We start from the raw sequence: 23,133 nt of genomic DNA on the forward strand, positions 1-23,133 counted from the left end.
GTGATGTGCCGGGTCAGGTGATGTGCCGGGTCAGGTGATGTGCCGGGTCAGGTCCGGGTGCACAGCCGGCCACCGCCGCTGTAGGGCGTTTTGACCTGCGCGGATGCCCGCCGGTAAGCTGCGGTGTCGGCGTGTGGTACGCCGGGGCTCGGGTCTACGTCGGTCGCCGAGACCAACCTCGTCCGCAGACGCCTGACCGGCACCCGGGTCACACCGGGATCCAGTTCCCGGGAAACCGGCTCGCAGGGAAGAGAAGGTAAGCGCTGTGCCTACATACACGCCGAAGGCGGGTGACACCACGCGGGCGTGGTACGTCATCGACGCCACGGACGTAGTGCTCGGTCGCCTGGCCGTCGCGGCAGCCACCCTGCTGCGCGGCAAGCACAAGCCGACATTCACGCCCAACGTCGACGGCGGCGATTTCGTCATCATCGTCAACGCCGACAAAGTCGCCATCGGCGGCGACAAACTGCAGAACAAACTCGCCTACCGCCACTCGGGGTATCCCGGCGGCCTGCGCACGCGCACCATCGGCGAGCTGATGCAACGCCACCCCGACCGCGTCGTAGAGAAGGCGGTTGTGGGCATGCTCCCCAAGAACAAGCTGAGCCGCCAGATCAAGCGCAAACTGCGCGTCTACGCCGGGCCGGAGCACCCGCACAGCGCCCAGCAGCCGGTTCCGTTCGAGATCAAGCAGGTGAGGCAATGACGGGGACCACCGCAGCCGAGGGGACCACCGCAGCCGAGGGGATCGCCGCCGAGGGGATCGCCGCAGCCGAGGGGATCGCCGCCGAGGGGATCGCCGCCGAGCGGGCACCCGCCCCGTCCTTCGTGACCGAGGGGCCGATCCAGACCGTCGGGCGGCGCAAGGAGGCCATCGTGCGGGTGCGCCTGGTTCCCGGCACCGGCAAGTTCGACCTGGACGGGCGCACCCTGGAGGACTACTTCCCCAACAAGCTGCACCAGCAGCTCATCAAGGCTCCGCTGGTCACCGTCGAGCACGTCGACAGCTTCGACATCTTCGCCCACCTGCGTGGTGGCGGCCCCTCCGGGCAGGCCGGCGCGTTGCGCCTGGCCATCGCCCGGGCCCTGATCCTGGTTGCCCCGGAGGACCGGCCCGCGCTGAAGAAGGCCGGGTTCCTCACCCGCGACCCGCGTGCCACCGAGCGCAAGAAGTACGGCCTGAAGAAGGCGCGCAAGGCGCCGCAGTACAGCAAGCGCTGACCGGCGCGGTCGCTTTGTGGCCGCGAGCGTGCACCGATGTACGCGTTGTGCGGCGTGTCGGTGTACAAACACCCACGCTCGCGGCGTAAAGGAGACTTATGGGTCGACTGTTCGGCACCGACGGTGTGCGCGGGGTCGCCAATCGGGAGCTGACCGCCGAGCTCGCGCTGGCCCTGGGCGGCGCGGCGGCTCGGCGGCTGGCGGGCCGGGGCCGCGACCACCGGCCGATCGCCGTGGTCGGCCGTGATCCGCGGGCCAGCGGCGAGATGCTGGAAGCCGCGGTCGTCGCCGGGCTGACCGGCGAGGGTGTCGACGCGCTGCGGGCCGGGGTGCTGCCGACCCCGGCGGTGGCGTATCTGACCGGCGCCTACGACGCCGACTTCGGGATCATGATCTCGGCGTCGCACAACCCGATGCCCGACAACGGCATCAAGGTCTTCGGGCCGGGAGGGCACAAACTCGACGACGCTACCGAGGACCAGATCGAACAGCTGCTCGCGGCCGGTCCCCGACCGCGCCCGGTCGGCCCGGGCATCGGCCGGGTGGTCGACGCCGGGGATGCGCTGGACCGCTACCTTCGCCAGCTGGGCAAGGGCAGCACGGTCGCGCTGGATGGCCTGACGGTGGTCGTCGACTGCGCCAATGGCGCGGCGTCGGTGGCGGCGCCGCGCGCCTACCGGGCGGCCGGCGCACGCGTCGCCGCCATCAACGCCGAACCCGACGGGGTCAACATCAACCACCGCTGCGGGTCGACCCATCTGGATCCGCTGCGTGCCGCGGTCCGTGCCCACGGCGCCGACCTGGGCCTGGCGCACGACGGCGACGCGGACCGGTGCCTGGCCGTCGACGCCCACGGCGATGTCGTCGACGGCGACCACATCATGGTCGTGCTGGCGCTGGCCATGCACGAGGCCGGCGAACTGGCCGGCGACACGCTGGTGGCCACCGTGATGAGCAATCTCGGCCTGCACCGCGCGATGCGGGCGGCCGGCATCACCGTGCGCACCGCCGACGTCGGCGACCGGTACGTGCTCGAAGAGCTGCGGGCCGGTGCGTACAGCCTGGGCGGCGAGCAGTCCGGCCACATCGTGCTGCCGGGGTTGGCGACCACCGGCGACGGAATCCTCACCGGCCTGCGGCTGATGTCCCGGATGGCGCAGACCGGCAGGCCGTTGGCGGCGCTGGCGGCGGCGATGCGCCCGTTGCCGCAGGTGCTGATCAACGTCGAAGTGGCCGACAAAACCACCGCCGTCGCAGCTCCCGCGGTGCGGGCCGCGCTCACCCGGGCCGAGGCCGAGCTCGGCGACACCGGCCGGATCCTGTTGCGCCCCTCGGGAACCGAACAGCTGATCCGGGTCATGGTGGAAGCCGCCGACGAGGACGTCGCCCGTCGCGTCGCCAGCCGTGTCGCGGAATCTGTCGGCGCCCGGCGCTGACGGCGGAACCGCCGCCGGTCACGGCGCGTCATAGCCGGTATGGGATCCGGCACAGCCCGAGGACAGGCGTTCGTCGACGCCGCGGCGGTACACGCGCTCGCCCGGCACTTCGACGCGGCCGCCGAGCTCGTCGACGCCGCGGCGCACACCCACCTGGGCCGGCTCGCCTTCGGGGGGCCGGTCGCCGGGCAGGGACACGGTGCCCGCGGTGAGGCGCTGCGGGCCGCGCTGGGCCGGCTGGCCGCCGTGCTCGCGGGGTGGGCGCGCGCGGACCGGGAGATCGCCGCGACGTTACGCGCCGCCGCCACCCGCTACGCCGAGACGGACCGGTGCGCCGCAGCCCGGATCGGCTGAGCCGCGCCGGCGATGATGCAGTGGGCCCCCGCGAAGCTGGGGACGAAGGGATGAGGAGGAGCGGCGCTTATGACCAGGCCCGCCATCTGGACGTCGCGGCGCGACTGGCCGAAGGCCGGTCCGCGGTGGAGCACACCCAGACCTATGTGCGGGCGTGTCATGCGACCGGTTATCAGCACCCCGACCTGACCGCGCACCACTCGCAGGTCTACCAGTGGTACGACACCGAGGACGGTCTGGACCTGCGGGTCCTCGACGACGACTGCGCGGCGCTGCGGGCCGCGGTCGACGCGGCGGAGGAGGCGCTGGACCTGCAGCGTGGGCGGCTCGGCGAGCTGGAGGCGGCGTGGCGCGGGCCGGGCGCCGACGCCGCGGCCGCGTTCCTGCGGCGGCACGCCGACACCGCCGCCGCGGTGGCAGAGCAGCTGCGCGCGGCGGCGGCCGGCTGCGGCGTGCTGCGGGACAACCTGTGGCACCTGGTCGACGCCAAGGCCGCGACGGCCGTTGCCGTCGACGATCGCAGCCAGGCGCAGCGCTCGGAGTGGCTGGCCGCGGCGCACACTGTGACGGCGGGGACATCCGGCCAGGCGTCGGAGGCGGCCGACGTGGTGGACCAGCAGGTCATGCCTTACGTCGACGACGACATTCGCGCCGACTGGCTCACCGCGATGCGCTCGACAACCGACGCGGTGGCGGCGGCTTACCAGGACTGCATCGACCGGCTGGCCGCGGCGCCGGTGGTGCAGTTTGGGGTTCCCGCAGTTCTCGGTTCCGCTTGTCCGGGCCCACCTGATGCGCCTGCAGGAAGCGCCGTGGCGCAGTCGGCTCCGGTCACGCCGGCCGCTTTGGCTGCACCTGTCGACGGCGCCGTGTCGCACGCCGCGGAAGTCCCCGCCGACGAGCCGCCGGCGGCCGCACCGCCGGATCCGATGGGCATGGCCGGCACCGTGCCGCTGACGCCGCCGCTGCCCGGCGCGGACGCCGCGCTGGGGGATGCGTCCGGTCTGTCCGCCGCCGGCGGTCCCGCCGGCCTGGGTGGGTTGGCCGGCCTGGGCGGGCTCGCGGGCCGGATCGTCGACGCGATCGGCGCCCTGGTGGGGTCCCTGGTCGACGGGCCGGCCACTGCGTCGGAAACCGGCGGCGCACTGTTCGACGATCCGCCAGCCATTACCGATGCGCTCGACGGGGTCCACGACACGATCGACGACCCCGACAGAGCCGACGACGACGCGGAGGCGGCCGCTGACGGCGGGGACGACGCAGCTCCCGAGGGCGAAGAGCTGGCCGGTGACGCCGAGGAGGCGGCTGCCCGGTCCGGCGGCACGGGCGAAGCGTCCGGCGACGGCAACGCCGAGTCTCCCGGCGGGGATCCGCCGGCTGCCGCCGGTGCGACGGGGGGTCCGACGGCCACGCCGGCCGTGGATGAGCCGCCGCCGGCCGTCGCCCCTGGACAATCGCCGCCCGGCCCGGCGTCGGACGGGCAGACGCCCTGCGAGATCGCCGCCGACGAACTACCGCAGGCCGGCCAATGAGCACCCGCGGCCGGCTCGGGCGTGCACCGGCGTCACGGCAGCAGCTGCAGCAGTGCCTCGACGTAGCCGCGGCCTTCGGCGCGGTCGGTGCTCACCGGGGTTGCCAGCAGGGTGGTGACCCCGGCTTCGGCGAAGGCGGACACCCGTTCGGAGACGAAGCCGCGCGGGCCGATCAGCGAGATGTGTCGCACCAAGTCGTCGGGCACCGCGTCGATGGCGTCCTTTTTCCGGCCGCCCAGATACAGCTCCTGGATCCGGTCGGCGACCTCGCCGAACCCGTAGCGGGTGGCCAGGTTGTGGTAGAAGTTGCGGCTCTTGGCGCCCATGCCGCCGATGTAGAGAGCGAGCTGCGGTTTGGCCCACGCCAGCCGGTCGTCGGCGTCGTCGCCGATGGCCAGCGGAGCGCCCACCATCACGTCCAGCGGACCCAGCGCCGGATCCCGCTTGGCCGCACCGGCTTTGAGGGCGTCACCCCACACCGACGCGGCTTTCTCCGGATAGAAGAAGACCGGCTGCCAGCCTTCGGCGATCTCCGCGGTGAGCTCGACATTCTTGGGTCCGAGCGCCGCGATCGAGATGGGAACGCGTTCCCGCACAGGGTGATTGATGATATGCAGAGCTTTTCCCAGCCCCGTTCCGCGATCGGCCGGCAGCGGAATCTGATAGTGCCTGCCCGAGTAGTCGACGCGTTCACGGCGCCACACCTGCCGGCAGATCTCGACCACCTCGCGGGTGCGGCCGACCGGGGCGTCGAACACCACCCCGTGAAAGCCCTCGATCACCTGCGGCCCCGACGTGCCGATGCCCAGCCGGAACCGGCCGTCGGACACGAAGTCCAGCCCCGCCGCGGTCATCGCCAGCAGTGCCGGGGTGCGCGTGTAGATCGGCAAGATGCCAGACGCCAACTCGACGCTGGAGGTCTTGGCCGCCAGGTATCCCAACTGGCTGACCGCATCGTAGGAATACGCCTCCGCCACCACGGCGACGTCGATGCCGTCCTTCTCCAGGTCGACGACGCGGTCGGCGGCCTCGTGAAACCCGCCGGAGTAGTCCAGGACGATGCCGATTCGCATCGTGACTTTATAACACCCAACCAGTTGGTTGGTCAGTGTTGGTTGGTCAGTGTTGGTTGGTCAGTGTTGGTTGGTCAGTGTTGGTTGGCCAGTGTTGGTTGGTCAGTGTTGGTTGGCCAGTTCAGCCCGCTCAGTGTTTCAGCAGCGCGGCGATCTTCTGCTCGGGGCTCACCGGCGTCGCCGTGTCGTCCACCGGGTCGGTCTTGGGTAGCTGCACGTCGGGGTCGGCGAACACCCGATAGGTTTTGTCGCCGGCGAGCGTGGCGAGCAGGTAGCCGGTCAGCAGCGCGCGAATCGCCTTCTGCGTCTTGCGGTGCGCACCCGGTAACCCGAACACCGTCGCCAACCTGCGCCCTTCGGGCAATCCACCCGGCTGGGCTTTGCTGACCACCCGCAGCGTTGCCGCGTCCCAGGCGTGGCTGAGCGCAATAGCGTTGGAACGCAACGTTTTCGCATCTCCGGGAGCAGCGAACACCACACCGGGTACCGGCAGGGTGGCGGCCGGTTGCTCGGCCGGCGGTGCGGTGACCGACGGGAAAATCGCCGCCACCGCTGTGGGTTTGGCGGACATTTCCGCCGCCGCGAGCACCGCGGCCGAGCCGCCGAAGCCGTGGCCGGCCACGCCGAGTTTGGCCGGGTGGACGCTGATCGTGCCCGGACCGAGCCGCACCCCCGCGGCGATGTCGAGCGCGGTGCGCAGATCGAAGGCCAGGTTGCGCACCGACGGCACCAGTCCGCATTCGGTGTCGGGGGCTGCCGCCACGATCCCCCACGACGCCAGGTGTTCCAACAGGCGCGAGTAGCGGCCCACGCCGGTGAGCCAGTCGTGGCCGAACGCCACAGCGGGCAGGTTGCGCCCGGATTCGGGTGTGTACACCGCACCGGGCAGGCCGGCGAACGCCAGGTCGCCGCGCAGGACGCGGTGCGGGCCGCGCCGGGTCAGGGCGGCGACGAGTGTGCGGGCGCTGGCCACCGGTCGACGGTAGCGCACTGCTCAGTGGTCGCGCTGGCACGGCCGTCGGGGGTTGTCGCCCTGGGTAAGTCCCCTGGGGTGACGGGCCCGCGCACCGAACGTGAAGCCATTGCGAAAATCAGGGCCGAATTTCACCACAGTTTCACGTTCGGTGAGCGTGGGGTGGGCGCGGTCGGACCGCACGCCGCACTGGTCACACCTGCCTCGTGAGTCAGCACCGCAGAACCGGTGTCGCGGTGACGCCTCACGGTGCGCGGCGGGTGATCTCCCCCGACGACCTTACCGGCGAGACTACTTCGAAAGTCGGGCGCTGCGTCGGCCTACGGCGCGTAGAGCTCGGGCAGGTTGACGACGATCGCCTCCTGCGTGCTGCGCGCGATCACCACCACCGCGGGCTCGTCCGGACTGGGATTCTCTTCGCGGTGCGGCAGATATGGCGGGATGAATACGTAATCGCCCGGGCTGGTCGAGATGCGGACCTCTTTTTCGCCGTCGTGGAAGACGAAGTCGGGGTGCCCGCTGCGCACGAAGAGTGCCGTCTCGGCCTCGCCGTGGTGGTGGTTCGCCGACGCCGTACGCGGCTCGACATGGGCTTCGCCCATCCACAGCTTCTCCGAGCCGACCGCGCGTCCGCTGATCGCGGCGAAGCGGCGCATGCCCGCGCTTTGCGCGGTGTCGTCATCAAGATCCGAGCCGCGGACGTGATGCACGCGGTTACGGACCGCCGCGCCGTTCGGCGGCAAATCGGGATGAAATCCGTGCTGGGCCACAGTGCTCTCCTGTGCGGCTCTCCCCGGCCGCCTAAGCGGCGGGCGTCAGCCGGAAAACCCGGATCGTCCGCACGCCGTCGGTCCGATTCGCATAGTCTACGTAGCCGTGGTAGAGCTCGCCGCCGAGCGCGAACAGCCGGTCGCGCTGCGCGCCGGTCACCTCGCGGGCCACGAACCGCCCGCCGTGCTCGCCGATGTGCAACTCGCAGTCGGGGTGGGCGAGCAGGTTGTAGGACCAGTTCGGGTGCCGTGCGCCGCCGTAGTTCGACGCGATCAGGATGACGTCGTCGCCGTCGGTGAAATACACCAGCGGTGTCTCGCGCGGCTGGCCGCTGCGTGCACCGGTCGACGTCAAGACAACGACGGGCAGTGCGCCCATGGAGAGGCTCACGCGTCCACGCGTCGCCCGCATGATCGACGCGTCCAGCGGCGCGGCGAGCGTGCGGTGTGCCGCGGCGCCGGCCCGCGTGGCGGCCAGCCGCTGGATCACACGTTTCCACGTGGCAGGGCGCGCGTGCGGGTCCACGCGCGGGATTCCGTGCAGGGCGTCGCCGGCCATAGTCGGACGATGATACTGCAGCCGTCCCGACGTGGGCGGCTGCACTACCCTGGTCAGCTATGTGCGGAATCGTCGGCTACGTCGGGCCTCGGCCTGCCTGCGACGTCGTGGTCGACGCGCTGCGCCGGATGGAGTACCGCGGCTACGATTCGGCCGGCATCGCCCTGCTCGACGGCCGAGGCAGACTCACCGTGCGCCGCCGCGCCGGCCGGTTGGCCAACCTGGAGAAGGCGCTGGGCGAGACCGATCCGGAGGCGCTGATCGGCGGCACCGGCCTCGGGCACACCCGCTGGGCCACCCACGGGCGCCCCACCGACCGCAACGCCCATCCGCACCGCGACGCGGCCGGAAAGGTCGCTGTCGTCCACAACGGCATCATCGAGAACTTCGCGATGCTGCGCCGCGAGCTGGAAGCCGAAGGCGTGGAGTTCGCCAGCGACACCGACACCGAGGTCGCGGTCCATCTGGTGGCGCAGGCCTACCGCCACGGCGACACCGCCGGTGACTTCGTCGCGTCGGTGCTGGCCGTGCTGCGCCGGCTGGAGGGCCACTTCACGCTGGTGTTCGCCAACGCCGACGAGCCCGGCACCATCGTGGCTGCCCGGCGGTCCACGCCGCTGGTGGTCGGGATCGGCCACGCGGAGATGTTCGTCGGCTCGGATGTGGCCGCGTTCATCGAGCACACCCGCGAGGCGGTCGAGCTGGGCCAGGACCAGGCCGTGGTGATCACCGCCGAAGGCTACGCGATCACCGACTTTCGCGGCACCGATATGACCGCCGACGCCCGGAGGTTTCACATCGACTGGGACCTGGCCGCCGCTGAGAAGAGCGGCTACGAGTACTTCATGCTCAAGGAGATCGCCGAGCAGCCCGCCGCGGTCGGCGACACGCTGCTCGGGCACTTCGCCGACGGCCGGATCGTGCTCGACGAGCAGCGGCTGTCCGACCAGGAACTGCGCGAGATCGACAAGGTGTTCGTGGTGGCCTGCGGCACCGCGTATCACTCGGGGCTGCTGGCCAAGTACGCGATCGAGCACTGGACCCGGCTGCCCGTCGAGGTGGAGCTCGCCAGTGAATTCCGGTACCGGGACCCGGTGCTGGACCGCAGCACGCTGGTGGTGGCGATCAGCCAATCCGGGGAGACCGCCGACACGCTCGAGGCGGTGCGCCACGCCAAGGAACAGAAGGCCAAGGTGCTGGCGGTCTGCAACACCAACGGCAGCCAGATCCCGCGGGAATGCGACGCGGTGCTCTACACCCGCGCCGGCCCGGAGATCGGGGTGGCCTCGACCAAGACGTTCCTGGCCCAGATCGCCGCCAACTGCCTGGTCGGGCTGGCGTTGGCGCAGGCCCGCGGCACGAAATACCCCGACGAGGTGGAACGCGAGTACCGCGAGCTGGAGTCGATGCCGGAGCTGGTGGCGCGGGTGCTGGCCGGCGTCGATCCGGTCGCCGAGCTGGGGCGCCGGTTCGCCGCGTCGCAGACGGTGCTGTTCCTGGGTCGCCATGTCGGCTACCCGGTGGCGCTGGAGGGCGCGCTGAAACTCAAGGAGCTGGCCTACATGCACGCCGAGGGTTTTGCCGCCGGCGAGCTCAAGCACGGCCCGATCGCGCTGATCGAAGACGGCCTGCCGGTGATCGTCGTGATGCCGTCACCGAAGAACTCGGCCACCCTGCACGCGAAGCTGCTGTCCAACATCCGCGAGATCCAGACCCGCGGCGCGGTCACCATCGTCATCGCCGAGGAGGGCGACGACACGGTGCGCCCCTACGCCGATCACCTGATCGAAATCCCGGCGGTGTCGACACTTTTCCAGCCGCTGCTGTCGACCATCCCGCTGCAGGTGTTCGCCGCGTCGGTGGCGCGGGCGCGCGGTTACGACATCGACAAGCCGCGCAACCTTGCCAAGTCGGTCACCGTCGAGTAGCCGCGGCGCCGACGTCGGCGTGAACCCCGGATCCGCGGTGCCCGACGTGCTGTCGGCGCTGACCCCGTAAGGCCCGACCGGTAGGAGCAGGCGCCTGCGCAGTGCGGGCGGCGGCGGATGCACTGAGCGTGCCATCCTGACTGGGTGCGGCACTACTACTCGGTCGACGCGATCCGTGCGGCCGAGGCGCCGCTGTTGGCCGGCCTGCCCGAGGGTGCGCTGATGAGACGGGCCGCCTTCGGGCTGGCCACCGCGATCGTCGGCGAGTTGACCGCCCGCACCGGCGGTGTGGCCGGCCGGCGGGTGTGCGCCGTCGTCGGCTCCGGCGACAACGGTGGCGACGCGCTGTGGGCGGCGAGCTTCCTGCGCCGCCGCGGCGCGGCCGCCGACGCGGTGCTGCTCAACCCGGAGCGCACCCACCGCGCAGCGCTGGCGGCGTTCCGCCGGGCCGGCGGGCGCGTCGTCGACCAGGTTTCGGCGGCGACCGATCTGGTTATCGACGGTGTGGTGGGCATCTCGGGTCACGGGCCGCTGCGGCCGGCCGCGGCGGACGTGTTCGCCGCCGCGGCCGCGATCCCGGTGGTGGCCGTCGACATCCCCAGCGGGATCGACGTGGCGACCGGCGCGATCACCGGCCCGGCCGTGCACGCCGCGCTGACCGTCACCTTCGGCGGCCTCAAACCCGTGCACGCGCTCGCCGACTGCGGCCGGGTCCGGCTGGTCGACATCGGGCTGGACCTGCCCGACACCGACCTCCACGGCTTCGAGGCCGCCGACGTCGCGGCGCGCTGGCCGGTGCCCGGGCCGACCGACGACAAGTACACCCAGGGTGTCACCGGCATCCTGGCGGGCTCGTCGACGTATCCGGGCGCCGCGGTGTTGTGCACGGGTGCCGCGGTGGCAGCCACCTCCGGCATGGTCCGCTACGCCGGCAGCGCCTCCGCCGAGGTGCTCGCACACTGGCCGGAAGTCATCGCCGCGCCCAGTCCCGCGGCGGCCGGGCGGGTGCAGTCCTGGGTCGTGGGGCCGGGCCTGGGCACCGGCGAGGACGCGGCCGCCGCGCTGTGGTTCGCGCTGGGCACCGGCCTGCCGGTGCTCGTCGACGCCGACGCGCTGACCATCCTGGCCGCCCACCCCGACCTCGTCAGGTCGCGACAGGCGCCGACCGTGCTGACCCCGCACGCCGGCGAGTTCGCCCGCCTGGCCGGCGCCCCGCCCGGCGACGACCGCGTCGGCGCCGCCCGCAAGCTCGCCGACACCCTCGGCGCCACCGTGCTGCTGAAAGGCAACGTCACCGTCATCGTCGACCCCGGTGGCCCGGTCCACCTCAACCCGGCCGGTCAGTCCTGGGCGGCCACCGCCGGCTCCGGCGACGTGCTGTCCGGCATGATCGGCGCGCTGCTGGCCGCCGGTCTGCCGGCCGGCGAGGCGGCCGCCGCGGCGGCGTTCGTGCATGCCCGCGCCGCCGCGCTGGCGGCCGGCGACCCCGGCCCGGGCGACGCCCCCACCTCCGCGTCGCGCATCGTCGGCCACATCCGCACCGCCCTGGCCAGCCGATAAGACCTCACCCACGAAAGGATCCGCCATGTCCCGCAGTCATCCGTCCGTACCCGCGAACTCGATCGGCCCGGCCTACACCGGCCGCCTGTTCACCGCGCCGGTGCCCGCGCTGCGGATGCCCGACCAGTCGATGGACCCCGAGGCCGCCTACCGCTTCATCCACGACGAGCTGATGCTCGACGGCAGTTCCCGGCTGAACCTGGCGACGTTCGTGACGACCTGGATGGATCCCCAGGCCGGCAGGCTGATGGCTGAGACGTTCGACAAGAACATGATCGACAAGGACGAATACCCGGCGACCGCGGCCATCGAGCAGCGCTGTGTGTGCATGGTGGCCGACCTGTTCCACGCCGAGGGCCTGCGCGACGACGACCCGGGCAGCGCGGTCGGGGTGTCGACGATCGGGTCGAGCGAGGCGGTGATGCTGGGCGGGCTGGCGCTGAAGTGGCGCTGGCGCCAACGGGTCGGCGGCAAAAAAGGGGCCTGGAAGGGCCGCACCCCGAACCTGGTGATGGGCTCCAACGTGCAGGTGGTGTGGGAGAAGTTCTGCCGCTACTTCGACGTCGAACCCCGCTACCTGCCGATGGAGGAGGGCCGCTACGTCATCACCCCCGAGCAGGTCGTCGACGCCGTCGACGAGGACACCATCGGCGTGGTGGCGATCCTGGGCACCACCTACACCGGCGAGCTCGAACCGATCGCGCAGATCTGCACCGCGTTGGACCAGCTGGCGGCGGGCGGCGGGGTGGATGTGCCGGTGCACGTCGACGCGGCCAGCGGCGGCTTCGTGATGCCGTTCTTGCACCCCGACCTCAAGTGGGACTTCCGGCTGCCGCGGGTGGTGTCCATCAACGTCAGCGGCCACAAGTACGGCCTGACCTACCCCGGCATCGGGTTCGTGGTGTGGCGCAGCCGCGAACACCTGCCCGAGGAGCTGGTCTTTCGGGTCAACTACCTCGGCGGCGACATGCCGACGTTCACGCTGAACTTCTCCCGGCCCGGCAACCAGGTCGCCGGCCAGTACTACAACTTCCTGCGGCTCGGCCGCGAAGGCTACACCCAGGTCATGCAGGCGCTGTCGGCGACGGCGCGCTGGCTGGCCGCGGAGCTGGCCGCCGGCGAGCATTTCGAGCTGATCACCGACGGGTCGGCGATCCCGGTGCTGGCTGCCCGGCTAAAAGGGAACCGCGGCTACACGGTGTTCGACGTCTCCCACGAGCTGCGGACCTTCGGCTGGCAGGTGCCCGCCTACACCCTGCCGGACAACGCCACCGGCGTCTCGGTGCTGCGCATCGTGGTCCGCGAAGGACTGTCCGCCGACCTGGCCCGGGCCCTGCACGACGACACCCGCACCGCGCTGGCCACGCTCGACAAGCTCAAACCCGGCGGGCACTTCAGCCAGCAGCACTTCGCGCACTGAGGGCGGCCTCCCGCGCCGACCGTGCAGTTTCATACGCGACACGCGTGGCGGAGCGTATGAAACCGCACCGTCGGCGGCCGCAAGGCCCGGCTCTGGGACAATTATGGCGATGACAGCCACATCCCAGGCGCCCGGCCTGATCGCCGAGGCGGTGATCGATCTCGACGCGATCGCGCACAACGTGCGTGTGCTGCACGAGCACGCCGGGGGTGCGCAGCTGATGGCCGTCGTCAAGGCGGACGCGTACGGGCACGGCGCCGGCCGGGTCGCCCGCGCCGCGTTGGCCGCCGGCGCCGCCGAGCTGGGCGTCGCCACCGTCGGGGAGGCGCTGGCGCTGCGCGCCGACGGCATCACCGCGCCGGTGCTGGCGTGGCTGCACCGGCCCGGCACCGACTTCTCGCCGGCGCTGGCCGCCGACGTGCAGATCGCCGTCTCGTCGGTGCGCCAGCTCGACGAGCTGCTCGACGCGGTGCGCCGCACCGGTCAGCCGGCGACGGTCACGGTCAAGGCCGACACCGGGTTGAACCGCAACGGTGTTCGCGCCGCCGAATATCCGTCGATGCTGACCGCGTTGCGTCGCGCCGCCGCCGACAACGCGATCCGGCTGCGGGGACTGATGTCGCACATGGTTTACGCCGACCAGCCCGACAACCCCGTCAACGACCTACAGGCCCAACGGTTCGCGGCTCTGCTGGCGGCGGCCCGCGACCAGGGTGTGCGTTACGAGGTTGCCCACCTGTCGAATTCGTCGGCCACGTTGACGCGCCCCGACCTGGGATTCGACATGGTGCGTCCGGGCATCGCGGTCTACGGGCTGAGCCCCGTCCCGCAGCGCGGTGACATGGGGCTGGTGCCCGCCATGACGCTGACATGTCCTGTCGCGCTGGTGCGCCCGGTGCGGGCCGGCGAGGGGGTGTCCTACGGGCACACCTGGATCGCCGAGCGCGACACCACCGTGGCGTTGCTGCCGATCGGCTACGCCGACGGCGTGTTCCGGGCGCTGTCCGGGCGCCTCGACGTCCTGATCAACGGCCGTCGCCGCCGCGGCATCGGGCGGATCTGCATGGATCAGTTCGTCGTCGACCTGGGCCCGGGGGACGTCGACGTGGCCGAGGGCGACGAGGCTGTCCTGTTCGGGCCCGGCAGCCGGGGTGAGCCCATGGCCCAGGAGTGGGCCGACCTGCTGGGCACCATCCACTACGAAGTGGTGACCAGTCCGCGAGGGCGCATCACCCGGACATACCGCGGGGCCGAAAACCGTTGAGCGGTAACGATACCCGCGAGCCTAGGATAAGCCGGGCAGGGCGGGCCCGGTGGCTGGCGGGTGCCGCTGGCGTGGGCGTCGTCGGCAGCATCGCGTTGGCCACGTTCGCCCGGTCGATGATCCGGAACGCGTCCACCGAAGATACCTGCGCCGAGGAGGATTTCCAGACGCTGGACCGTGACCGCGGATCAGTGGTGACCACACCGGACGGGGTGGCGCTGGCGGTGCGCGAGGCCGGTCCCGTCGACGCGCCGCTGACTGTGGTGTTCGCCCACGGATACTGTCTGCGCATGGGCGCTTTCCACTTTCAGCGCACGAGATTGGCCGGGGAATGGGGCGAGCGGGTGCGGATGGTCTTCTACGACCAACGCGGGCACGGTCTTTCCGGGGAGGCGCCGCCGGAGAGCTACACGCTGCCCCAGCTGGGCCGGGACCTGGAGACGGTGCTGCAGGCGACCGCGCCGCGCGGCCCGGTGGTGCTGGTCGGCCACTCGATGGGCGGTATGACGGTGCTGGCCCACGCCCGCCAGTTTCCCCATCACTACGGCAGCAAGGTCGTCGGCGTGGCGCTGATTTCTTCTGCGGCCGAGGGTGTTTCGAAATCGCCGCTGGGGGAGATCCTGCAGAACCCGGCGTTGGAGGCGGTGCGTTTCACCGCCCGCTCCGCGCCCAGGCTGGTGCACCGCAGCCGCAACGCGGCCCGTTCGGTGATCGGCCCGATACTGCGGGCAGCCTCCTATGACGACGTGGACGTCAGCCCGAGCGTGGTGGCGTTCTCGCAGGACATGATGCTGGGCACCCCGATCCCGACCATGGTGGAGTTCCTGCACGCGCTGGAGGCGCACGACGAGACCGCGGCACTGCCCACCCTGGCGCGGATCCCGACGTTGATTGTCTGCGGTGACCACGACCTGGTCACCCCCGAGGAGTACTCGCGCCGGATGGCGCAGGCGCTGCCGCGCTCCGAACTGGTCATCATCGACCGCGCCGGTCACCTGGCGCTGCTGGGCAAGCCGCACCCGGTCAACGACGGGCTGGTGCGATTGGCCGCCCGTGCGACCCCGGGCAAGCGGAAGATGCTGGGCCGGCGGTGGCGGGAGCGAGCCTGGCGCAATGGCTGAGCGACAGAGTCACCCGGGCGGCGACGCGCAGTGCTCCGGCACCGCGACACTGCCGTGCGCCGAGGACACCGTCGCGCTCGGGTCCCGGTTGGGTGCGCAGCTGCGCGCCGGCGACGTGGTGGTGCTCTCCGGTCCGCTCGGAGCCGGAAAGACCATGCTGGCCAAGGGAATTGCGGCTGCACTGGACGTGGAAGGACCGATCACGTCGCCGACGTTCGTGCTGGCGCGGGTGCATCGGGCGCGACGGGCCGGCGCACCGGGCATGGTCCACGCCGACGTCTACCGGCTGCGCGAGCACCGCGGCGCCGATCTGCTCGGCGAGCTCGACGCGCTGGACCTCGACGCCGACCTCGACGACGCCGTTGTCGTGGTCGAGTGGGGCGAGGGCTTGGCCGAACGGCTCTCCGAGCGGCACCTTGACATCCGCCTGGAACGCTTCGGCGACTCCGACGTGCGCGCCGCGACCTGGCGATGGAGCTGCCCGTGCTGATCCTCGTCGTCGACACCGCCACTCCCGCTGTCACCGCCGGCGTCGTGCGGCGCCGCGACGGCGGTGTCCTCGACGTGCTTGCCGAGCGGGTGACCGTCGACGCGCGGGCGCACGCGGAGCGGATCACGCCGAATGTGTTGGCCGCGTTGGGCGATGCCGCATTGACCATGAGAGAACTCGACGCCGTCGCGGTGGGCTGCGGTCCGGGCCCGTTCACCGGTCTGCGGGTCGGCATGGCGACCGCCGCCGCGTTCGGGCACGCGCTGGACATCCCCGTGCACGGGGTCTGCAGCCTCGACGCCATCGGCGGGCGAACCAGCGGGGAAACGCTGGTCGTCACCGATGCCCGTCGCCGCGAAATCTATTGGGCACGTTACCGTGACGGGGTGCGTATCGACGGCCCGGCGGTAAGCGCACCGGCCGACGTCGACCCCGGAGCGGCGCAGTCGGTGGCCGGCTCGCCGCAGCACGGGGTGTTGTTCGGCCTGCCGCGCCGCGGCCCGGAGTATCCGACACCGGCCGGGCTGGTCGCCGCGGTGCCCGACTGGTCCGTCGACCCGGCACCGCCGGCGCCGCTGTATCTGCGCCGGCCGGACGCCCGGGCGCCCGGCGACCGTGACACCGCCCGCGAGGTCACCGTCGATGGCCTCACGCCCGCGGATGCCGAGCGGTGCGCACAGTTGGAGGCGCGGTTGTTCGCCGGCGACGAGCCCTGGCCGGCGGCGGCGTTCGTCCGCGAGATCACCGCCGAGCACAGCCGCTACCTGGCCGCCCGCATGGCCGGCCGGCTGGTGGGCTACGGCGGCATCGCACGACTCGGGCGCAGGCCGCCGTTCGATTACGAGGTGCACACACTCGGCGTCGACCCGGCCTACCGCGGCCGCGGCATCGGGCGGCGGCTGCTGGACGGGCTGTTGGACTTCGCCGCCGGCGGCACCGTGCACCTGGAGGTCCGCACCGACAACGCGCCGGCGCTGGCGCTGTACCGCAGTGCCGGATTCACCCGGGTCGGGTTGCGCCGCAGGTACTACCGGGTCAGCGGCGCCGACGCCTACACCATGCGCCGGGATCCGGAGGGCGCGCCGTGACGACCATCCTGGCCATCGAAACCTCTTGCGACGAAACCGGTGTCGGCGTCGCCCGGCTGAACGCCGACGGCAGCGTGACGCTGCTGGCCGACGAGGTGGCCTCCAGCGTCGACGAGCACGTCCGGTTCGGCGGCGTGGTGCCCGAGATCGCGTCGCGGGCACACCTGGAGGTGCTGGGGCCGGCGATGCGCCGCGCGCTGCACGCCGCCGGGCTGACTCGGCCCGACGTCGTCGCGGCCACCGCCGGTCCCGGGCTGGCCGGTGCGCTGATGGTGGGAGTCGCCGCGGCCAAAGCGTATTCGGCCGCCTGGGGGGTGCCGTTCTACGCCGTCAACCACCTCGGCGGGCACCTGGCCGCCGACGTCTACCAGCACGGGCCGTTGCCCGAATGTGTGGCGCTGCTGGTGTCCGGCGGGCACACCCACCTGCTGCGTGTGCGCTCGCTGGGCGAGCCGATCGTTGAGCTGGGCAGCACCGTCGACGACGCCGCCGGGGAGGCCTACGACAAGGTGGCCCGCCTGCTGGGGCTGGGCTATCCCGGCGGCAGGGCGCTCGACGACCTGGCCCGCACCGGTGACCGCGCCGCGATTTTGTTCCCGCGCGGTATGACCGGGCCGTCCGATGACCCGTACGCGTTCAGCTTCTCCGGCGTCAAGACCGCGGTCGCCCGCTACGTGGAGAGCCACCCCGACGCCGCGACTGCCGACGTCGCGGCGGGCTTTCAGGAGGCGGTGGCCGACGTGTTGTCCCGCAAGGCGGTGCGAGCGGCCACCGATCTCGGCGTGTCGACGCTGCTGATCGCCGGGGGCGTTGCGGCCAACTCGCGGCTGCGCGAGCTTGCCGAACAGCGTTGCGCGGCCGCGGGCCTGACACTGCGCATCCCCGGACCCCGGCTGTGCACCGACAACGGCGCGATGATCGCCTCCTTCGCCGCGCACCTGCTGGCCGCCGGAGCCCCGCCGTCACCGCTGGACGTCGCCAGCGACCCCGGCCTGCCGGTGGTGCGCGGGCAGCTGCCCTAAATCTGAGGCGCCCACGGCAGGGTGCCGTAGCCGGTCGCGTCGGTGACGATGAGCAGGTTGTCACCGGTCGCCCAGGCCTGCGAGAAGGTGGCCATGGGGATCCGCTCGTCGCGGCCGGTGGGGATGCCGCTGTCGTTGAGGTGGACGATGTCGTCGCGGGTGTCGACTCCGGTGACGACGACGGCGTGGTCGGCCTGGGTCCGCTGCCCCTGTCCCGGGGGGTAGTCCCAGATGGTTTCGGCGTTGAGCCCGGCGATCACCTTGTGGCCGGCGGCCAGGTCCTGCTCGAGCCCCCCCATGGTGTTGCCGGTCGTGAGCTCTGAGGCGACGCCGTACTTGCTCAGCAGCACGACCAGGTCTCCGGGGGAGGTGCCGTCGAACTGGTAGATGTCGCCGTGGTGGGTTTCGCTCTTGGTGAAGATGCCGCGTAGCTCGATACCGATCTGGGTGGGTTCGTGGCCGGTCAGCTGGCCGACCACGTCGGCGACGGCCATCAGGCCGCAGTCTTCCTGGTGCTGGTAGCGCCAGTAGGGCGCGGCCGTTTCGGGGTTGCCGAACATCTGCCCGCTCGGGTCGGCGTGAGCGACCCCGACCAGCCCGATGGCGGCCGCGACGGTCAAAGTGATCGCGCCGGCGGCGCGGGCCGAACGCAGGATGACAGCGAGCATAAACCCATTATCAACCGCCGTCGCCGACACCGCCCGTCACGGTCAGCGCGCCCCGCCGGCGTCGGTGTCGGCTGGGGTCGGGGTCGGCCCGAGTCCAGACCGGCTGGGGAAAGGCTGGTCGGCGCGCCCGCCGACAGGGAAGCGGCGGGCGGCCTTGAGTGCTAGCACTCTCGTGTATAGAGTGCTAGACGGCAGTCGGACACGCCCTGGTGTCGGCACCCGCGACGACGGCGCGAGGGTACGGACGAATGCCGAAGCACCTGCTGATTCGGATGGCTCGGGGCTGGCCTCGGGCCGACTACCAACACCGGTCCGGGGGAGCACCCCGGACCCGATCTCAACTAGTGGAGGGCTCCCATCGTGGCGAAGGTCAACATCAAGCCACTCGAGGACAAGATCCTCGTCCAGGCCAACGAGGCCGAGACAACGACCGCTTCCGGTCTGGTCATTCCCGACACCGCCAAGGAGAAGCCGCAGGAAGGCACCGTCATCGCGGTCGGCCCCGGTCGCTGGGACGACGGCGGCGCCAAGCGGATCCCGGTGGACGTCTCCGAAGGTGACACCGTCATCTACAGCAAGTACGGCGGCACCGAGATCAAGTACAACGGCGAGGAGTACCTGATCCTGTCGGCCCGCGACGTGCTGGCCGTCGTCTCTAAATAGCGCACGCGTGTCCCGCCCCGGCGATCCCCCGTCACCGCGGGTGATTTCCGGGGCGGACCGCTGACCAGGCGGGAAAGGCTTATGAGCAAGCAGATCGAGTTCAACGAGACCGCTCGGCGCGCCCTGGAGACCGGCGTCAACAAGCTCGCCGACGCGGTGCGGGTGACGCTGGGCCCGCGCGGCCGGCATGTGGTGCTGGCCAAGGCTTTCGGCGGGCCCACGGTCACCAACGACGGCGTGACGGTGGCCCGCGAGATCGACCTGGAAGACCCGTTCGAGAACCTGGGCGCCCAGCTGGTGAAGTCGGTGGCCACGAAGACCAACGACGTCGCCGGTGACGGCACCACCACCGCCACCGTGCTGGCGCAGGCCGTGATCAAGGGCGGGCTGCGCCTGGTCGCCGCCGGCGTCAACCCGATCGCCCTGGGCGCGGGCATCGGCAAGGCCGCCGACGCGGTGTCCGCGGCGCTGCTGGCAGCGGCCACCCCGGTGTCGGGCAAGGCTGCGATCGCCCAGGTGGCCACCGTGTCCTCGCGCGACGAGCAGATCGGCGAGCTGGTCGGTGAGGCGATGACCAAGGTCGGCCACGACGGCGTGGTGAGCGTCGAGGAGTCCTCGACACTGACCACCGAGCTGGAGTTCACCGAGGGCATCGGCTTCGACAAGGGCTACCTGTCGGCGTACTTCGTCACCGACTTCGACGCCCAGGAGGCGGTCCTGGAGGACGCGCTGATCCTGCTGCACCGCGACAAGATCAGCTCGCTGCCCGACCTGCTGCCGCTGCTGGAGAAGGTCGCCGAAGCGGGCAAGCCGCTGCTGGTCATCGCCGAGGATGTCGAGGGCGAGGCGCTGGCCACCCTGGTTGTCAACGCCATCCGCAAGACGCTGAAGGCGGTCGCGGTCAAGGCGCCGTTCTTCGGGGACCGCCGCAAGGCGTTCCTGGAAGACCTGGCCGTGGTCACCGGCGGTCAGGTGGTCAACCCCGACGTCGGCCTGCTGCTGCGCGAGGCGGGCCTCGACGTGCTGGGCTCGGCACGCCGCGTGCTCGTCACCAAGGACGACACCGTGATCGTCGAGGGCGCCGGCACCGCTGCGGCCGTCGCCGACCGGGTCAGGCAGCTGCGCGCTGAGATCGAGACCACCGACTCCGACTGGGACCGGGAGAAACTCGAGGAGCGGCTGGCCAAGCTGGCCGGCGGTGTTGCGGTGATCAAGGTCGGGGCGGCCACCGAGACGGCTCTCAAGGAGCGCAAGGAAAGCGTCGAGGACGCGGTGGCCGCCGCCAAGGCCGCCGTCGAGGAGGGCATCGTGCCCGGTGGGGGCTCTGCACTCATCGGCGCCCGTGCGGCGCTGGCCGACCTGCGGGCGTCGCTGACCGGCGACGAGGCGCTCGGTGTCGACGTCTTCTCCGAGGCGCTCAGCGCGCCGCTGCACTGGATCGCCGAGAACGCCGGGCTGGACGGCGCGGTCGTCGTCCACAAGGTCGGCGAACTGCCCGCCGGGCACGGACTGAACGCGGCCACGCTGAAGTACGGTGACCTGGCCGCCGACGGGGTGGTCGACCCGGTCAAGGTCACCCGCTCCGCGGTGCTCAACGCTGCGTCGGTCGCCCGGATGGTGCTGACCACCGAGACGGCGGTAGTCGAGAAGCCCGTCGACGAGGAGGACGACCACGGCCACGGGCATCACCGCTGAGTCGCCAAAACGAAACGCCCCGGCCACCCGGCCCGGGCGTTTCGTTTTGGCGACGCGCCCGCCTGGCCGATGAGTCCAAGCCGCTGCTGCATCCCGAAGCGCTGTGTAACATGGGTACACATGAGTACTCACAGTTTGCGGGATCTTCGCGGAAGCCTGGGAGCGGTTGTGCGGGCGGTGGCCTCGACAGGCGAAGAAGCCATCATCACCGACAGTGGTACCGAGGTCGCGGTGATCATCAGCTTGGCCGACTATGAGCGGTTGCATGAGCACGCTGATGTCGTCAACGCGCTGCTGCTGCGCGAGCTACGGGTCAACTCGTTTCGCGCGGTGCCTCTGGCGGCGATGCTCGATGAGCTCGGTGTCGACGCGGACGCGTTCACGGCCGGATGAGGATCTCGTTCCACCCTGACGTACTCAAGCAGTTGCAGCGACTCCCCCGTGGCGAGTTGGAAGTAGCGCTGCAGGTGGTCATAGGTCTGTCCCACGATCCGCGGCCGGTCAACGCGAAGAAACTGGTTGGGAGTCAGCGTGATTGGCGTGTGCGCTTCGGACAATATCGGGTGGTGTACTCCATCGACGATGCCGCCGGCGAAGTGATGGTGTTCAACGTGGCCAAGCGCAGCGACGCCTATCGGTGAGACGTGGCGTTAGATCGGCAGCCTGTGCGGCGCTCGGTGGCTGCAATCGAACACGACCGAGACCGCGGTGGTGGAGAAGCCCGAGGAACAGGACGATCACGCCCATCACGGCCATGCGCACTGACAGTTACGCGCACTGACAGTTACGCACACTGACAGTTACGCGCACTGACAGTTACGCGCACTGACAGTTACGCGGGCAGACGTCTGACCGCCGCGGCTAGGCGGTGCGGCGCACACCGCGCGATTGGCCCATACCGCGCTTGAGCAGCAGGTCGCGTTCGGACTCCGACAGGCCGCCCCAGACGCCGTACGGTTCGCCCACTTCCAGCGCGTGCGCCAGGCACCGCGCGATCACCGGGCACTGGCGGCACATCTCCTTCGCGCGCCGCTCTCGCTGCAAGCGGGCACGGCCGCGTTCGCCATCGGGATGGAAGAACACCGAAGAATCCACACCGCGGCACAGACCCTGCAGTTGCCATTCCCACACATCGGCGTTGGACCCTGGTAGCTGCTCCCACTGTGACATTGGAAAATCCTTTTCGGTACACCCGTCTACAGGGCGGTTAACCCACAATTCGTGAACGTCGATCGAGCGGTGTCACCGATGACTTCGCGTCGCTCACAACGGTAGGGGAGCTGTCAAATTGAAGTCAACATCGGCGCACGCAACCGAATAGCCCACGCTCACTTCAGAATTAACCCTGAGTTCATCGCCACGACGCAGAGCGCCGGCACGCTGCGTGTGGCAAACAGCGCGCTATCATCTGATTTTGCCTGTTCGCAATGCAGTCGACCGGGAGCACCGAGTCGCCCGCCGCGCACGGCAGTTAAAGTCTGCGTTACATGCTAAGCACAAACATTTAACTAATGCGCACCGCGATCGACACCCGAAGCGACCGGGCGGCCGGCGCCGCGCTGACGGCGGCCGCCTTCGGCGACGAGCCGGGACGGTGGCCGCTGCCGAGCGCGATCACGCCGCGCCAGCTGTGGCTGCGGGCGGTCGCCGCGGGCGGGCAGGGCCGATACGGAAGCGCCGACGACGACCTGGCCACCCTGATTCGCGCCGCACCGGCTGCTTCGCTGGCTTCGCTGGCCCACAGCACCCGGGCGTCGTTCCTGCGGCAGCTCGGCTGGCATGCGCGGGCCCGCGGGTGGGACGGTCGCGCCCTGGCACTGGCCGGTGCCGATCCGGAGGCCGCCGCTGACGCGCTGATCGGCCTGGCCGCCGACGCGCTCGGCGTCGGCCGGTTGGCCGCGTCGGCGGTGCTGCTGCGTCGGGCGGACCAGGAGGTGGCGCAGGCGCGGGCGCCACGGCTGGCCATCCGCCGGGCGTGGGTGGCCGCCGAGCTGGCGATGGCGGCCGGCGACGGGGCGGCCGCGGTCCGGCACGCCGGCCACGCCGTCGCCGCCGGCCGGGCCGAGCGCGCGGTGTCGGCACGGCACCGCGCCAAGAGCGAGATGGTGTGGGCCGCGGCGTTGTGCAGCGCCGGCGACGTCGACCGGGCCCGGGCGGTGGGCGAGGAGGCGCTGGAAAGCACCGAACGGCTGGGGCTGCGTCCGCTGCGTTGGGCGCTGGCCTGTCTGCTGATCGATCTCACGAGCTCGACGCGCACGACGCGCGACCTGTGCCGCATTCGTGACGAGTGCGC

The 23,133-nt window shown here is 71.2% G+C and carries 24 protein-coding genes; 18 read left to right on the top strand and 6 right to left on the bottom strand.

The window, feature by feature from the left end; genetic code table 11:
- Positions 1 to 265: 265 nt before the first annotated feature.
- From rplM to ABDW21_RS03010, 5 genes are all read left to right on the top strand, one after another.
- Positions 266 to 709, top strand: coding sequence for a 50S ribosomal protein L13 (rplM, locus tag ABDW21_RS02990; RefSeq protein WP_343600158.1), 444 nt, complete (start codon positions 266 to 268; stop codon positions 707 to 709).
- Entirely contained in the window at positions 706 to 1,224 is a 519-nt protein-coding gene (rpsI, locus tag ABDW21_RS02995) for a 30S ribosomal protein S9 (RefSeq protein ID WP_343600157.1), read from the top strand. The genes rplM and rpsI overlap by 4 nt, the downstream gene beginning before the upstream one ends.
- Before the next feature lie 98 nt (positions 1,225 to 1,322).
- Positions 1,323 to 2,660 (top strand): phosphoglucosamine mutase, encoded by a 1,338-nt coding sequence (gene glmM / locus ABDW21_RS03000; protein WP_343600156.1) that lies wholly within the window; start codon positions 1,323 to 1,325, stop codon positions 2,658 to 2,660.
- Positions 2,661 to 2,699: 39 nt separating this feature from the next.
- A complete protein-coding gene (locus tag ABDW21_RS03005) occupies positions 2,700 to 3,014 on the top strand; it encodes a type VII secretion target (RefSeq protein WP_343600155.1) in 315 nt (104 codons plus the stop codon).
- A 50-nt stretch (positions 3,015 to 3,064) separates the two neighbouring features.
- Positions 3,065 to 4,546, top strand: coding sequence for a hypothetical protein (locus ABDW21_RS03010; protein ID WP_343600154.1), 1,482 nt, complete (start codon positions 3,065 to 3,067; stop codon positions 4,544 to 4,546).
- Between the two features lie 32 nt (positions 4,547 to 4,578).
- Here ABDW21_RS03010 and ABDW21_RS03015 read toward each other — a convergent pair whose 3' ends face one another.
- The 4 genes from ABDW21_RS03015 to ABDW21_RS03030 all read right to left on the bottom strand — a co-directional run bounded on the left by ABDW21_RS03015 (position 4,579) and on the right by ABDW21_RS03030 (position 7,921).
- Complete coding sequence (locus ABDW21_RS03015) at positions 4,579 to 5,619, bottom strand: LLM class F420-dependent oxidoreductase (RefSeq protein ID WP_343600153.1); 1,041 nt, start codon at positions 5,617 to 5,619, stop codon at positions 4,579 to 4,581.
- Between the two features lie 130 nt (positions 5,620 to 5,749).
- Positions 5,750 to 6,592, bottom strand: coding sequence for a hypothetical protein (locus ABDW21_RS03020; protein WP_343600151.1), 843 nt, complete (start codon positions 6,590 to 6,592; stop codon positions 5,750 to 5,752).
- 320 nt (positions 6,593 to 6,912) lie between these two features.
- The gene (locus tag ABDW21_RS03025; RefSeq protein WP_343600150.1) at positions 6,913 to 7,362 is read right to left on the bottom strand and encodes a cupin domain-containing protein; all 450 of its coding nucleotides are present in this window, start codon (positions 7,360 to 7,362) and stop codon (positions 6,913 to 6,915) included.
- A 31-nt stretch (positions 7,363 to 7,393) separates the two neighbouring features.
- A complete protein-coding gene (locus ABDW21_RS03030) occupies positions 7,394 to 7,921 on the bottom strand; it encodes a nitroreductase family deazaflavin-dependent oxidoreductase (RefSeq protein WP_343600148.1) in 528 nt (175 codons plus the stop codon).
- Between the two features lie 59 nt (positions 7,922 to 7,980).
- Between ABDW21_RS03030 and glmS the strand changes: the two genes are divergently transcribed.
- From glmS to tsaD, 8 genes are all read left to right on the top strand, one after another.
- Positions 7,981 to 9,849, top strand: coding sequence for a glutamine--fructose-6-phosphate transaminase (isomerizing) (glmS, locus tag ABDW21_RS03035; RefSeq protein WP_343710034.1), 1,869 nt, complete (start codon positions 7,981 to 7,983; stop codon positions 9,847 to 9,849).
- Between the two features lie 144 nt (positions 9,850 to 9,993).
- On the top strand, positions 9,994 to 11,409 hold the full coding sequence (locus tag ABDW21_RS03040; protein WP_343600145.1) for an NAD(P)H-hydrate dehydratase: 1,416 nt from the start codon (positions 9,994 to 9,996) through the stop codon (positions 11,407 to 11,409).
- A 25-nt stretch (positions 11,410 to 11,434) separates the two neighbouring features.
- Positions 11,435 to 12,829, top strand: a complete 1,395-nt coding sequence (locus ABDW21_RS03045) for a glutamate decarboxylase (protein WP_343600144.1) — start codon at positions 11,435 to 11,437, stop codon at positions 12,827 to 12,829.
- A gap of 103 nt (positions 12,830 to 12,932) precedes the next feature.
- Positions 12,933 to 14,093, top strand: coding sequence for an alanine racemase (gene alr / locus ABDW21_RS03050; RefSeq protein ID WP_343600142.1), 1,161 nt, complete (start codon positions 12,933 to 12,935; stop codon positions 14,091 to 14,093).
- Positions 14,094 to 14,164: 71 nt separating this feature from the next.
- Entirely contained in the window at positions 14,165 to 15,214 is a 1,050-nt protein-coding gene (locus ABDW21_RS03055; protein WP_343600141.1) for an alpha/beta hydrolase, read from the top strand.
- The gene (gene tsaE, locus ABDW21_RS03060; RefSeq protein ID WP_343600139.1) at positions 15,207 to 15,704 is read left to right on the top strand and encodes a tRNA (adenosine(37)-N6)-threonylcarbamoyltransferase complex ATPase subunit type 1 TsaE; all 498 of its coding nucleotides are present in this window, start codon (positions 15,207 to 15,209) and stop codon (positions 15,702 to 15,704) included. Before ABDW21_RS03055 ends, tsaE begins: the two co-directional genes overlap by 8 nt.
- The gene (gene tsaB, locus ABDW21_RS03065) at positions 15,686 to 16,792 is read left to right on the top strand and encodes a tRNA (adenosine(37)-N6)-threonylcarbamoyltransferase complex dimerization subunit type 1 TsaB (RefSeq protein WP_343710035.1); all 1,107 of its coding nucleotides are present in this window, start codon (positions 15,686 to 15,688) and stop codon (positions 16,790 to 16,792) included. The genes tsaE and tsaB overlap by 19 nt, the downstream gene beginning before the upstream one ends.
- Complete coding sequence (tsaD, locus tag ABDW21_RS03070; protein ID WP_343710036.1) at positions 16,789 to 17,814, top strand: tRNA (adenosine(37)-N6)-threonylcarbamoyltransferase complex transferase subunit TsaD; 1,026 nt, start codon at positions 16,789 to 16,791, stop codon at positions 17,812 to 17,814. Before tsaB ends, tsaD begins: the two co-directional genes overlap by 4 nt.
- Here the strand turns inward: tsaD and ABDW21_RS03075 are convergent.
- Positions 17,811 to 18,482: a C39 family peptidase gene (locus ABDW21_RS03075; RefSeq protein WP_343600135.1), complete on the bottom strand. Its 672-nt coding sequence runs from the start codon at positions 18,480 to 18,482 to the stop codon at positions 17,811 to 17,813. The two genes, tsaD and ABDW21_RS03075, sit on opposite strands and share 4 nt — an antisense overlap.
- 360 nt (positions 18,483 to 18,842) lie before the next feature.
- On the opposite strand from ABDW21_RS03075, the gene groES reads away from it, so the two are divergent.
- The 4 genes from groES to ABDW21_RS03095 all read left to right on the top strand — a co-directional run bounded on the left by groES (position 18,843) and on the right by ABDW21_RS03095 (position 21,481).
- The gene (gene groES / locus ABDW21_RS03080) at positions 18,843 to 19,145 is read left to right on the top strand and encodes a co-chaperone GroES (RefSeq protein WP_343600133.1); all 303 of its coding nucleotides are present in this window, start codon (positions 18,843 to 18,845) and stop codon (positions 19,143 to 19,145) included.
- 81 nt (positions 19,146 to 19,226) lie between these two features.
- The gene (gene groL / locus ABDW21_RS03085) at positions 19,227 to 20,840 is read left to right on the top strand and encodes a chaperonin GroEL (RefSeq protein WP_343600131.1); all 1,614 of its coding nucleotides are present in this window, start codon (positions 19,227 to 19,229) and stop codon (positions 20,838 to 20,840) included.
- A 120-nt stretch (positions 20,841 to 20,960) separates the two neighbouring features.
- Positions 20,961 to 21,233 carry a type II toxin-antitoxin system Phd/YefM family antitoxin gene (locus tag ABDW21_RS03090; RefSeq protein WP_343710037.1) on the top strand — a complete coding sequence of 91 codons (273 nt, stop codon included), beginning with the start codon at positions 20,961 to 20,963 and terminating at the stop codon, positions 21,231 to 21,233.
- Positions 21,230 to 21,481 (top strand): type II toxin-antitoxin system RelE/ParE family toxin, encoded by a 252-nt coding sequence (locus tag ABDW21_RS03095; protein ID WP_343600657.1) that lies wholly within the window; start codon positions 21,230 to 21,232, stop codon positions 21,479 to 21,481. Before ABDW21_RS03090 ends, ABDW21_RS03095 begins: the two co-directional genes overlap by 4 nt.
- 220 nt (positions 21,482 to 21,701) lie before the next feature.
- Here ABDW21_RS03095 and ABDW21_RS03100 read toward each other — a convergent pair whose 3' ends face one another.
- Positions 21,702 to 22,010 (bottom strand): WhiB family transcriptional regulator, encoded by a 309-nt coding sequence (locus tag ABDW21_RS03100; RefSeq protein WP_343600656.1) that lies wholly within the window; start codon positions 22,008 to 22,010, stop codon positions 21,702 to 21,704.
- Positions 22,011 to 22,351: 341 nt separating this feature from the next.
- On the opposite strand from ABDW21_RS03100, the gene ABDW21_RS03105 reads away from it, so the two are divergent.
- A partial coding sequence (locus ABDW21_RS03105) for a hypothetical protein (RefSeq protein WP_343710038.1) occupies positions 22,352 to 23,133 on the top strand: 782 nt, incomplete at its 3' end.

Source organism: Mycobacterium sp. (genome assembly GCF_039583805.1).
In the GTDB taxonomy this organism is placed as follows: domain Bacteria; phylum Actinomycetota; class Actinomycetes; order Mycobacteriales; family Mycobacteriaceae; genus Mycobacterium.